This is a genomic window from Streptomyces sp. NPDC012888 (genome assembly GCF_042900645.1).
GTDB lineage: Bacteria > Actinomycetota > Actinomycetes > Streptomycetales > Streptomycetaceae > Streptomyces.
The window spans coordinates 57,709-69,986 of record NZ_JBIBBM010000008.1; the positions used below are offsets into that span (position 1 = coordinate 57,709).

A 12,278-nucleotide genomic window follows, 5' to 3' on the forward strand; every position below is an offset into this window, starting at 1 on the left:
CCGGTTCTGGGAGGATGTCCAGGGCGTCCACGGGGGGAAACGGGATATGAAGCGCATCGGAGTGACCGGGCACCGGTCCATCCCGGACGAGGTGCTCGGTCACGTCCGGGACGGGCTGCGGTCCGTGCTCGAGGGGCACGAGGGGCCCCTGGAGGCGCTGTCCAGCCTGGCGGACGGGGCCGACCAGATCTTCGCCGACATCGCCCTGGAATGCGGCGCCGACCTCGTCGCGGTGATCCCGAGCGAGGACTACGAGGACGCGTTCGAGGACGAGGCCTCGCTGGCCCGCTACCGCCGGCTCAGGGGGCGGGCGGCCCAGGAGGTCCGAATGGACTTCGCCCATTCGACCGACGAGGCCTACTACGCGGCCGGTACCTGGATCGCGGACTCCTGCGACCGGCTGGTGGCCGTCTGGGACGGCCTGCCGGCCCGCGGACTGGGCGGTACCGGCGACATCGTGGCCTACGCGCGGGAGCTCGGGAAGCCGGTCACCGTGATCTGGCGCGAGGGTGTCCCGCGCGACTGAAGCATTTCTGAGCTGTCGTCAACTGCTGTGCCGCGCCAGCCAGTCGGTGTGCTGCGGCGAGACGTACCGCTCGGTCTCGTAGACCGCCGAGGGCCAGTGCCCCTCGGTGATGGTCGTCTGCATGACCACCATCATCGCGGCGAGGTCCTGCTCGACCAGCGTGTGCGCCTCTATCAGCGGATGGTGCCTGCGCACCTCGTTCCAGGCGATGCCGGCCGCGGCGGCGGCGCTCAGCAGCCCGCTGACGCGGACCGCGGGCCCCGCGCCGAAGGCGCCGACCAGGGCGAACAGCAGACCCAGGCAGGTCAGCAGCACGATGCTCCACGACCACAGGGCGGTGGCCCGGCGGGACGCCTCGGTGCGCCGGCGGTACCAGTTGCGCTGCTCGATCAGCCGGTCCCGTACGTACGTCTCGCGGCGGACCTGGTAGTCCAGGTCCCGCAACCGCCTCATGGCGCCGGTGATCTCACCGTCCCGCGGCACCAGACCGAGCTCGCGCGGATCCTCCCAGCCCATCTTCCGCAGCTCCGCCAGACCCGCCTCCAGCCGTGTGCGGTAGGCCAGTTCGGGATCCTCGGCGTCCGAGCCGAAGGGCAGCCCGTGCACGGCGTACCGCCAGGACAGCGACTTGATGAACTCCGCGGCACTTCTGTTGAGCTGCCACTGCGGGCGGGCGCGCCTCCGGGTCGCCCGGGCACCCACCGCGAGCACCCCCGCGTACGCCGACACCCCGACCAGGCCGAAGAGTTCGAGCGACCCGATCCGGGGAGTGGAGGGCAGGGCCGCGGCGGTCGCGGCCACGACGAGAAACAGCAGCTGGGCGCGGGTGGCCCGGGTGGACTCCCGCTGGCGCGAGACGGCCGCCCGGTCGGTGTGGTGGAAGAGAGCCGGAAGGTCCTCGTTCCGAAAAGTCACGCTGTTCGGCGGTCCGGAGAAATCCTTCACAGCGACCCCCCTAGTCGGCTGCTCTGGTGCTCACTCTTTCGATAGAACGCTTGACCTGGCCTCATGTCTCGGTTGCCAAGAGGGCGTGGAAGAGTAAAGTCCACGCTGACACTAGCGCGTCGCTGTTGTCATTTCCATGCCCATTCCATATGGCCCTCCCATAGGACGGAACCGTGAAGACTTCCGCAACCCCCCCGACCGGCGCGAAGACCCGTCGGGTCCCGCTCGCCGAGATCGACGCCCGCAGCGCTTCCGCGACAGCCGCGCTCGGCCGGGTACTCCCGTCGGAATCCACTCGTCCCGTCCAGGCCCCCACCTTCAACTCCGCGCTCTGAAAGGCCTGTCCGGAGCTCTAGACTGGTGGAATGACCGGTGTGATCGCTTTTCGCGAGATCGTCCTGAAAGTTCACAGCAGATGCGATCTTGCTTGTGATCACTGCTATGTCTACGAGCACGCGGACCAGAGCTGGCGAGCCCGGCCCAGAGTGATCTCCCCGGAGGTCGTTTCCCGGACCGCGTCTCGGCTCGCCGAACATGCCCGTGACCATGCCCTCCCCTCCGTCACGGTGATCCTCCATGGAGGGGAACCCCTGCTGGCCGGACCCGACAGACTCCGGCTGGTCTGCGAGGAGTTCACCCGCGCCCTCGCCGGAACCGCGGCACTCGACCTGCGGATCCACACCAACGGACTCCGGCTCGACACGCGTTGCCTCGACCTCTTCGACGAGTACGGCGTACGCGTCGGCGTCTCCCTCGACGGGGACCGCGCAGCCAACGACCGGCACCGCCGCTTCGCCGACGGCCGCACCAGCCACCCCCTGGTCCTCAAGGCCCTCGAACTGCTCCGCTCGGAGCGCTACCGCCACCTCTACCAGGGGCTGCTCTGCACCGTGGACGTGGCCAACGACCCCGTCGCCGTCCTCGACGCCCTGGTCGCGCTGGAACCCCCACGCGTGGACTTCCTCCTCCCGCACGCCACCTGGGAGGCGCCCCCGCCCCGCCCCGACGGCGCCCCCGACGCCTACGCCCGCTGGCTGCTGCGCGTCTTCGACCACTGGGAACGCCTGGGCCGCCCGGCACCCGTACGGATCTTCGAATCCCTGCTCAGCACCCTCGCCGGCGGACCCTCCCTCACCGAGTCCCTGGGCCTGGCCCCCACCGACCTCGTGGTCGTCGAGACCGACGGCACCCTGGAACAGGTCGACTCCCTCAAGACCGCCTACGAGGGCGCCCCGGCCACCGGCTTCGACGTCTTCGACCACTCCCTCGACCAGGTGGCCGCCCACCCCGGGGTCCGCGCCCGGCAGCTCGGCCTGGCCGGCGTCAGCGCCGAATGCCGCCGCTGCCCCGTCGTACGCTCGTGCGGCGGAGGCCTCTACAGCCACCGCTACCGCACGGCCAACGGCTTCGACAACCCCTCCGTCTACTGCACCGACCTGCGCGAACTCGTCGACGGCGTGGAAGGCCGCACGGCGGCCGCCGCCGCGCCGGCGGTGGGCACCGGACCCGGCCCCCAGGCCGCCCTCGACGCCGCGCACGAGGACCTCACCCGCACCCTCCTCGCCCGGCTCCACACCGAACTCGCCGGACGCCACGAGGAGTGGGACCGGGCCTGGCAACTCGTCCTCGCCGTGGAAGGCGCGGACGGCGGCTCCGCCGCACTGGACGCCGTACTCACCCACCCCTACACCCGCGGCTGGGTCCTCGCCGCCCTGGAGACCGCCCGCGACGGCGCCTCCGGCGCCGCCGGTACCCCGGGCGGCCCCGGCTCCCCGGGCACGCCGGGCACCCCCGGCGACCGGCACCGGCCCGGCGCCCCCGAAGCCGCCCGTCGGCTCGCCGCCCTCGGCGCCGCGGCCGTCCTGCGCGGCGGCCTGCCCCTGCCCGCCGAGGTCCCCTACCGCGACGGCGAGGTCTACCTGCCCACGCTCGGACTCCTGCGCCTGGGCGACCCCGGCACCGACGGCCGGGCCGTCCTCGCCGCCACCGGCGAGGGCCACCTGGTGCGCGACGGCCGCTCCGAACACCGCTTCGGCCTCGGCGACCACGACCCCCGCTGGCAGCCCGTCCGCAGCTGGACCCCCGCCACCGGGCGGCCCCCCGTCGCCCTGGAGGACCTCGACCCCTACCGCAACTGCTTCGCCCGCCCCGCCAGGCTCCGGCTCGGCGCCGGCGAAGCCGCCGAATGGACCCGGCGGCTCGCCGCCGCCTCCGCCCTGCTGCGCCGCAGCGTCCCCGAACTGGCCGCGGCGGCCGCCGCCGGCCTCACCACCCTCACCCCACTGGCCGGCGGGCCGCGGGCCGGAGGCTGGGGCGAAGCCGGCCGGCACGGCCCCGGCGCACTCGGCGTGCCCTACGCCGCCGGCGTCAGGGAGACCGCCCTGGCGCTGCTCACCGGCTGGCGCAGGGCCCGCCTGCGGGCGCTGACCGAGATCACCGACCTGTACGCCCTCGACGGCGCCTGGAGCCACCCCTCGCCCTGGCGCCGCCGCCCCGTGCCGGTGTCCAGGCTGCTGGCCGACGTACACGAGCGGGTGGCCGTCGAGGCGTACCGGCGGGCCACCGGCAGCGGCGAGCCCGGCCAGGCCGACGCCATCCACCGCGCCCTCGACCGGCTCGCCGGAGCCGCCGAACTCACCACCGGCGGACGACGGCTCGTCGAGCAGCTGCGCTGGGAGCTCAAGGCGGCCGGGGCGTGACCGGACCGCTGGCGCGGCAGCTCCGGCAGGCCGGCGTACGCCCCGGCGGGCGGCTCCTGGTGCACGCCGGCCTCTCCGGGACGGGACTGCGCGCGGGGGAGCTGCGCGACGCCCTGCTGGAGGCCCTCGGCCCGGGCGGGACGCTGCTGGTGCCCGCCTTCACCCCGGAGAACTCCAGGACCTCCAGCGCCCACCTGGCGCGCATCCGGGGCATGGACGCCGAACAGGTCCGGGCCTACCGGGAGGCGATGCCGGCCTTCGACCCGGCGCGCACCGCCAGCCAGGGCATGGGGGTGCTCGCCGAGACGGTCCGCCGCAGCCCCGGGGCGGCGCGCAGCGCGCACCCGCAGTCCTCCTTCGCGGCGCTCGGGCGGGACGCCGGGAGGCTGTGCGCCGGTCACGCGCTCACCTGCCATCTCGGAGAGGAGTCACCGCTGGGCGCATTGTGGCGGGAGGGGCCCGGGATGGCCCAGGTACTCATGATCAATGTGGGTTTTCCGGTGTGCACCGCCTTCCATCTCGCGGAGTACCGAATTCCCGGGCCCCCCTTGCGCATGTACGCCTGTGTGGTGAACCTACCGGGGAGCGGGGGTGATCAGTGGACCGAGTACGAGGACGTCGCGCTCGACGACGGCGATTTCGACATGATCGGCAAGGAGTTCCCGGAATCCGGGGTGTCCCGGGGGTGGGTGGGCCGAGCGCGCACCACGCTTTTCTCGCTGCATGACGCAGTCGATCACGCCCTGACCTGGATGACCGAAAACAGACGCTGATTGACTGAACCATGAGGAGATGTGGCGAAGCAGCTCCGGAATGATGTTTCTTCGCTCGCATCTTCGGGACGGGGGTCATGTGCCCGCATCAGTGCAGCCGTATTTCTTCCTCAGCTACGCGCACACACCCAGATTCGGGGCCGGCGGACCCGACCCCGACATGTGGGTGGAACGGCTCTTCCGCGATCTCTCCAGCCACGTGATGGCACTGACCGACCTCCCGGCCGGATCAGACGCCGGATTCATGGACCGGGAGATACGCAGCGGCGAGGGCTGGTCCGAACGGCTCGGCGCAGCCCTCGCCACCTGCCGCGTCTTCGTCCCGCTCTTCTCGCCCCGCTACTTCGCCAGCGAGATGTGCGGCAAGGAGTGGTTCGCCTTCGCCCAACGCGCCATCGCCCAGGGCGCCGAGCGCGACGAACCGGCGAACGCCATCGTGCCCGCCCTCTGGGTGCCCGTACCGCCCTCCCAACTCCCCGGCCCGGCAGAACGGTTGCAGTTCAACCACAACACCTTCGGCGACCGCTACGTCACCGACGGCCTGTACGGGCTGATCAAACTCCGCGGCTACGCCGAGGAGTACGAGCGGGCCGTGTACGAACTGGCCAAACGCATCGTCCGCGTCGCCGAGTCGGTACGGCTGGACTCCAGTCGCCCCCTCGACTACCGGGTCGTGCCCAGCGCCTTCGGCAGCCCCGGCGGCTCGGCCCGCTCCCTCCAGGTCACCGTGGCCGCCGCCACCCGGCACGACCTCCCCGAAGGGCGCAGCCCCGAGTACTACGGGGAGACCGCGCTCGACTGGAACCCGTACCACCCCGCCTCCCGCCGTCCGGTCGCCTACGTGGCCGAGGAACTCGTCCGCAACCTCAACTACCGCACCACCGTCGCCTCCTTCGACGACGAGGCCGGCCACTTCGACAGCAAACAGCCGCCCACCCGCCCCGAGATCCTCATCGTCGACCGGTGGGCGGTCACCGACGAGCACCGGCGGCAGCGGCTGGCCGCCTTCGACCAGGAACCCAGGCCGTGGGTCAGCGTGGTCGTGCCCTGGAACCGCTACGACCACCAGAGCCGCGCCAAGGAGAACGAGCTCGTCCACACGCTCGAGGACACCATGCCCGTCAAGATGGGCCAGGGCCGGGCCGCCTGCCGGGCCGCCGCCAACGGCGTACCCAACCTGGAAGCCCTCGGCCAGATCCTGCCGCAGGTGGTCGAGGCCGCCGCCCAGCAGTACCTCAGACACGCCCAGGTCTATCCGCCGGCCGGCGGGGCCCACACCGAACGGCCCCGGCTCCTCGGACCGATGGGCATGAGCGGGCCACCGGGGCCCCCGCCACCACGAGCCCCGTTCCCGCCCGACGCCCACAGCGACACCGGCAGCGGCAGCGGCACCGGCACCGGCACCCGCACCGAAGCCACCACCGACACCGACCGGGGGGACACGGATGACAGCCAGTCGTGAAGGACGGATCGTCACCTTCTACTCGTACAAGGGCGGCACCGGCCGGACCATGGCCCTCGCCAACACCGCCTGGATCCTCGCCGCCAACGGCAAGCGGGTCCTCGCCGTCGACTGGGACCTGGAGGCCCCCGGCCTGCACCGCTTCTTCCACCCCTTCCTCGACCCCTCCACCCTCGGCGCCACCACCGGGGTCATCGACCTCATCAGCGAGTACGCCTGGGCCGCGACCCGCCCCGACCCGCGCGCCGACGACTGGCACAAGGACTACGCCCGGATCCAGCCGCACGCCGTCTCCCTCACCCCCGAGACCCTCGGCTGGGAGTTCCCCGACGGCGGCACCCTCGACTTCGTCTCGGCCGGCCGGCAGAACCGCGAGTACTCCGCCACCGTCTCCACCTTCGACTGGGACAACTTCTACGACCGCCTCGGCGGCGGCCACTTCTTCGACGCCCTGCGCGAGGACATGAAGAAGAACTACGACTACGTCCTCATCGACAGCCGCACCGGCCTCTCCGACATCGCCGACATCTGCACCGTCCACCTCCCCGACGTCCTCGTCGACTGCTTCACCCTCTCGGACCAGTCCATCGACGGCGCCGCCTCCGTAGCCCGCCAGATCGACGAACGCTTCCACGACCGCGGCATCAGGATCTACCCGGTGCCCATGCGCATCGACGAGGGCGAGAAGGAGAAGGCCGACGCCGGCCGCGCCCTGGCCCGGCTCAAGTTCGACCGCTTCCCCACCGGCCTGGCCGGCGACGAGGCCACCGCCTATTGGGGCGCCGTGGAGATCCCCTACCGCCCCTACTACGCCTACGAGGAGACCCTCGCCACCTTCGGCGACGAGGCCGGACTCACCAACTCCCTGCTCTCCGCCTTCGAACGGCTCACCTCCGTCGTCACCGGCGGCGAAGTCACCGCCATGCCCGGCATCAACGAGGAGATCCGGCTGCGCATCCGCGACGCCTTCACCCGCCGCCGCCCCGCCCTGCCCGCCGACCTCTTCCTCTCCTACGTCGCCGAGAACCGCATGTGGGCCGACTGGATCGAGTCCGTCCTCACCCGCGCCGGGTTCCGGGTGGTACCCCGCGACGTCTCCGCCGAACGCCCCTCCACCCCCGCCCCCGGCGACACCCTCGGCGGCGCCGGCTTCAGCGTCGACACCGCCGCCCGGACCGTCGTGCTGCTCTCCAGCGCCTACCTGAAGTCCGCCCGCGCCGTCGACGTCTGGGAGCGGGCCGCCGCGGAAGACCCCACCGGCGGCCGCCGCCAGCTCGTCGCCCTCAGGGTCGGCGACGTCCGCCTCTCCGCCCCCTACATCGACCGCAACCCGGTCGACCTGTTCCGCCTCGACGAGGTCCACGCCACCACCGCCCTGCTGCGCGCCGTCGACCGGCCGCTGGCCCTCGTGGACGGCACCGGCGGCACCTCCGGCCCCGGACCGCGGTTCCCCGGCACCGTCCCCAAGATCTGGAACGCGCCGCCCCGCAACCCGGGCTTCACAGGCCGCTCCATGGTGCTGGAGCGGATGCGCGACCAGCTCGGCGGCGGCATGGCCGTCGTACTGCCGCAGCCGCAGACCCTGTTCGGACTGGGCGGCGTGGGCAAGACCCAGGTCGCGCTGGAGTACGTGCACCGCTTCATGGCCGACTACGACCTGGTCTGGTGGATCTCCTCCGAGCAGACCGACGATGTCGTCGCGGGCCTCGCCGAGCTCGCCGTCAGACTCGGCGCGCAGACCGGCGAGGACATGGCCGCCGCCTCCCAGGAGGCCATCGACCTGCTCCGCCGCGGCATACCGACCGCCAGGTGGCTGCTGGTCTTCGACAACGCCGACGACCCGGAGGCCCTCAAGCGGTTCTTCCCGCCCGGCGGCCCCGGCCACGTCCTGGTGACCTCCCGCAACCAGAGCTGGTCGCAGTACGGCGACGCCCTCCCGGTGGACGTCTTCCTCCGCGAGGAGTCCATCGAACACCTCCAGCGGCGCGCCCCCGGCCTGACCAAGGACGACGCGGAACAGGTCGCCATCGCGGTCGGCGACCTCCCCCTCGCGGTCGAGCAGGCCGGCGCCTGGATCGCCGAGACCGCCACGCCCGTGTCGGCGTACCTGGAGCAACTGGCCCAGCAGGCCGCCCGCGTGCTGGCCCTCAACCAGCCGGCCGGCTACCCGGAGCCCGTCGCCGCCACCTGGAACGTCTCCATAGAACGGCTCCAGTCCCGGTCACCCGCCGCCGTGCGGCTGCTCCAGCTGTGCGCCTTCTTCGCGCCCGAGCCGATCTCGGCGACCCTGCTCTACAGCAAGGAGATGATCGAGGCGCTCAAGCCCTACGACCCCTCCCTGCAGGAGAAGCTGGTCCTGGGCCGGGTCATCCGGGAGATCGGCCGGTTCGCGCTGGCCAAGGTGGACCAGGTCAACAACAGCATCCAGGTGCACCGCCTGGTGCAGGCCGTGATCCGGGCCCAGCTGAGCGAGGAGGAGCAGCGCGAGGCCCGGCACGTCGTGCACCGCGTCCTCGCCGGTGCCCGGCCCGACGACGACGAGCCGATCGACAACCCCGAGACCTGGCCGCGCTTCAACACCATCTGGCCGCACCTGACGCCCTCCGAGGCCCGCAACTGCCACGAGCCGGAGACCCGCCGGCTGCTGATCGACCGGGTCCGCTACCTGTGGAAGCGCGGCGACCTCAGGGCCGCGTACCAGCTCGGCGAGGAACTCCGCGAGGCGTGGCGGGAACAGCTCGGCAACGACGACCTCCAGTACCTCTACCTGCGCTTCCACCTCTCCAACATCCTGCGTTCGCGCGGCCGGTTCGTGGAGTCCCGGGAACTGGACGAGGTCACCCTGGAACGCCAGCGCGCGGTGCTGGGACCCTCGCACCCGCACACGTACATGACCATGAGCGGACTCGCCAACACCCTTGCCGCACTGGGCGAGTACGGCACGGCGATGGAGCTGGCCACCGTCGCGCACGAGGGCTTCGGCCAGATCTTCCACGAGGCCCACCCGCGGACGCTGGCCGCCGCGAACAACCTGGCGCTGAACCTCCGCCTGGTGGGGCAGTACTCCCGGGCCCGGGAGATCGACCAGGAGGTGTACGACCTGCGCACCGAGGTGCTGGGGCCGGAGCACCCGTACACCCTGTCGTCCGCCCAGAACCTGGCCCGCGACCTGCGGGAGGTCGGCCGCTACGAGGACTCGGTGCAGCTGCTGAGCCGGACGTACGAGATCTACAAGCGGACGCTGGGCCGGGCCTTCCCCGGCACGCTGTCCGCGGCGAAGAACCTCGCGGTCTCGCTGCGCCGGGCGGGGCAGCTGGAGGACGCGCTGCGGCTGACCACGGCCACCCGCAACCGCTACCGGGCCAAGTACACCCTGGTCAACCCGGACCTGCTGGCCTGCGACCTGAACCTGGCGGCCGACCTGTTCGCGACCGGGGACGCGAGCGCGGCCCGGGAGGTGGCCCAGGAGGTCGTCGACGAGTACATGAAGGTGCCGGGGGAGCGGCACCCGTACACCCTGGCCGCGGTCAACAACCTCGCCGTCTTCCACTGGGGGGCGGGGGCGGCGGAGACCGCGGAGCCGATGCTGCGGCAGACCATCCGGATGATGCAGGACGTGCTGGGCGACAACCACCCGCACACCGTGTTCGCCCACCTGAACCTGGCGAACGCACGGGCCGACCTGGGCGATCCGGCGGGCGCGCTGGAACTGGAACGGGCGGCGGTCGCCCGGCTCCGGGAGGCCCTGGGGGCGCACCACCCGGAGACCCTGGCGGCGGCCTCGAACATGGCGGTCAGCCTGGACTCGCTGGGCCGCAGGGAGGAGGCCGCCCGCGTCCGCGCGGACACGGTGTACGAACTGGGCCGCCTCCTGGGCGAGGACCACGGTCTGACCCGGTACGCCCGCGACGAACGGCGGGTCCACCGCGACCTGGAGCCGCTGGCCGTGTGAGGTGCGCCCCGCGCCCGGCCGGCGCGGTGCCGTCCCCTCAGGCCGGCTGCTGTTCCTGTTCCTGTTCCTGCTGCGGGGGCACGTGCTCCCGCAGCAGCCAGGTCAGGATGTCGGGGAAGGCCCGGAACGCCGCGAAGTGGGCCGCCTCGGGGTCGAAGGCGGCGGTGGCGCCGGGGATCCGCTGGGCGAGCCAGCGGGAGTGGCCGATCGGGGAGAAGACGTCCTTCTCGCCGTGCCACAACAGGACCGGGCAGGAGATGGCGGCCAGGTCGAAGCCCCAGGGGCTGGACAGGGCCAGGACGTCGTCGATCCAGCCGTAGGCGGAGTGCCGGACGCCCTCGGCGAAGTTCCGCTCCAGCATCCGGCGCAGACCCGCGTCGGAGACGGTCATCCGGTCGTGGTCGGTCAGTTCGCGGCGCAGTTCCTCCAGCAGCCGGCCGGGGTCCTCGCGGATGCCGGCCGCGCGGGGGATGAGGCGGGCGGCGAGTCCCTCCGGGTCCACGGAGGCGGTCGTGTACTCGCGGACGTTGTGCGCGGTCATGCCGTCGAACCAGTCCAGGCCGTCCGCGTCCCAGGGGGCGAGCCCGACCAGGGCGGCCGCCCGGGTGACCCGGCCCGGGAGCAGGGCGGCGCAGGCCAGGGCGTGCGGGCCGCCGCCGGAGCGGCCGGCGACGGCGAAGGTGTCGAGCTCCAGGAAGTCGGCGATGGCGGCCACGTCCTGGACCGCGTCGGCGACGGTGCGGCCGGGGTGGCGGTCGGAGCCCCCGTAGCCGGGCCGGTCGTAGGCGATGAGCTGCATGCGGCGCTGGTAGAGGACCATGCCCCGGGGGGCCGGGCCGAGCCGGCTGCCGGGGGTGCCGTGGAGCAGGAAGACCGGCCGTCCACCGGGGTCTCCGAACCGCTCCACCATGAGCGCTCGCCCGTCTGCGGCGCGTACTCGGTTGCGCACGCGGCGCCTCCTGATGGTCGGGGGCTGGAACGTGTCACCGTGATTGTCCTCGGCGGGGGAGGCGCGTGGTAGGGCGCACTTCGCGCGCACTTCGCGCGTACTCCCTCGTGGGAGGCGGTCGGCGCCCCGGCCCCGGCAGGGCGGCGGACCGGCGGACGGGGGCCGCGGGGGTGCTGCGGCCGGGGGGCGCCGTGGCCGGAACCGGGGGGCGCCTCGCCCGGGGTCGTACGGGTCGGCGCGCTCAGCTCGGCAGGACCAGCCGGGCGGCCGCCGACCGGGCCCGTTCCAGGGCCTGCGCGCGGTCGGAGTCCCGCTGGCCCAGCACCACCCGGGTGCTCAACCCGTCGAGCAGGGCGAGGAGTTCGGAGGCGCGGGCGGTGGTGTCGGTGACGGCGAACCGGCCCTGCTCCACGCCCTTGGCGAGCAGGGTCTCCAGGTCCCGCTGCCAGCCCCCGTCGATCTCCTCCTGGGCGGCGCGCAGGTCCTCGTTGGACGGCGTACGGGCCCACAGCTCGATCCACAGGGTCCAGCGGGGGTCCCGCGGGCCGCGCGGCAGGTACAGCTCCAGGAAGAGGTCCAGCTTGCGGGCGGCGGTGACCCGGCGGCCCAGCAGGGCCGTGCGTTCGGCGGTGAGCTGCTGCTCGCTCCAGCGCAGGGCCTCCAGCAGCAGCCGGTCCTTGCTGCCGAAGTAGTACAGGATGTGGCCGCCGCTGGTGCCGAGCCGCTCGGCCAGCTTGGACATGGTCAGGGAGGCCAGCCCGTCCTCGGCGATCGCCGCCATGGCCTCTTCCAGCATCCGCTCCTGGGCGATCTGCCCGTCGCGCCGCCGCGCCGCTCCCGCCACTTCCTCCGCCCTCCGTGTCCCTGGGGCGACCTTATCCCGGACAGGGTCTTGACGGGGCGGAGACCCACCCCTCATCTTGAATGCCATTCAAAGAGTTAGAACGGCATTCAAGATCAGTCAGGGGTTCG

General features: G+C 72.6%; 9 protein-coding genes. 6 read left to right on the forward strand and 3 right to left on the reverse strand.

All coding sequences use genetic code 11. The annotated features are described in order from the left end of the window. The first annotated feature begins 46 nt into the window (after positions 1-46). The gene (locus tag ACFY61_RS16150) at positions 47-526 is read left to right on the forward strand and encodes a hypothetical protein (RefSeq protein WP_389472195.1); all 480 of its coding nucleotides are present in this window, start codon (positions 47-49) and stop codon (positions 524-526) included. An 18-nt stretch (positions 527-544) separates the two neighbouring features. Here ACFY61_RS16150 and ACFY61_RS16155 read toward each other — a convergent pair whose 3' ends face one another. Further along, the gene (locus ACFY61_RS16155) at positions 545-1,441 is read right to left on the reverse strand and encodes a DUF4231 domain-containing protein (RefSeq protein WP_389472197.1); all 897 of its coding nucleotides are present in this window, start codon (positions 1,439-1,441) and stop codon (positions 545-547) included. Positions 1,442-1,644: 203 nt separating this feature from the next. Between ACFY61_RS16155 and fxsA the strand changes: the two genes are divergently transcribed. Genes fxsA through fxsT form a run of 5 tightly spaced genes read left to right on the forward strand, consistent with a single transcriptional unit; the run spans position 1,645 to position 10,357 of the window. Then, a complete protein-coding gene (gene fxsA, locus ACFY61_RS16160) occupies positions 1,645-1,806 on the forward strand; it encodes an FxSxx-COOH cyclophane-containing RiPP peptide (protein WP_389472199.1) in 162 nt (53 codons plus the stop codon). A 30-nt stretch (positions 1,807-1,836) separates the two neighbouring features. After that, entirely contained in the window at positions 1,837-4,170 is a 2,334-nt protein-coding gene (gene fxsBH / locus ACFY61_RS16165) for a radical SAM/SPASM protein FxsBH, inactivated beta-hydroxylase extension form (protein ID WP_389472200.1), read from the forward strand. After that, on the forward strand, positions 4,167-4,943 hold the full coding sequence (locus tag ACFY61_RS16170; protein ID WP_389472202.1) for an aminoglycoside N(3)-acetyltransferase: 777 nt from the start codon (positions 4,167-4,169) through the stop codon (positions 4,941-4,943). Before fxsBH ends, ACFY61_RS16170 begins: the two co-directional genes overlap by 4 nt. Before the next feature lie 43 nt (positions 4,944-4,986). Beyond that, positions 4,987-6,405: a TIR-like protein FxsC gene (locus tag ACFY61_RS16175; RefSeq protein WP_389472717.1), complete on the forward strand. Its 1,419-nt coding sequence runs from the start codon at positions 4,987-4,989 to the stop codon at positions 6,403-6,405. After that, positions 6,389-10,357, forward strand: a complete 3,969-nt coding sequence (gene fxsT / locus ACFY61_RS16180; protein ID WP_389472204.1) for an FxSxx-COOH system tetratricopeptide repeat protein — start codon at positions 6,389-6,391, stop codon at positions 10,355-10,357. Before ACFY61_RS16175 ends, fxsT begins: the two co-directional genes overlap by 17 nt. A gap of 37 nt (positions 10,358-10,394) precedes the next feature. On the opposite strand, the gene ACFY61_RS16185 is transcribed toward fxsT, so the two are convergent. Next, the gene (locus tag ACFY61_RS16185) at positions 10,395-11,306 is read right to left on the reverse strand and encodes an alpha/beta fold hydrolase (protein ID WP_389472207.1); all 912 of its coding nucleotides are present in this window, start codon (positions 11,304-11,306) and stop codon (positions 10,395-10,397) included. A gap of 241 nt (positions 11,307-11,547) precedes the next feature. Beyond that, positions 11,548-12,150 (reverse strand): TetR/AcrR family transcriptional regulator, encoded by a 603-nt coding sequence (locus ACFY61_RS16190; RefSeq protein ID WP_389472209.1) that lies wholly within the window; start codon positions 12,148-12,150, stop codon positions 11,548-11,550. Positions 12,151-12,278: the final 128 nt, after the last annotated feature.

Bases quoted from the DNA above. Each gene is read 5' to 3' on its own strand.
- ACFY61_RS16150 (WP_389472195.1), top strand. From the start codon at position 47: ATGAAGCGCATCGGAGTGACCGGGCACCGGTCCATCCCGGACGAGGTG.
- fxsBH (WP_389472200.1), top strand. From the start codon at position 1,837: ATGACCGGTGTGATCGCTTTTCGCGAGATCGTCCTGAAAGTTCACAGC.
- ACFY61_RS16175 (WP_389472717.1), top strand. From the start codon at position 4,987: ATGTTTCTTCGCTCGCATCTTCGGGACGGGGGTCATGTGCCCGCATCA.
- fxsT (WP_389472204.1), top strand. From the start codon at position 6,389: ATGACAGCCAGTCGTGAAGGACGGATCGTCACCTTCTACTCGTACAAG.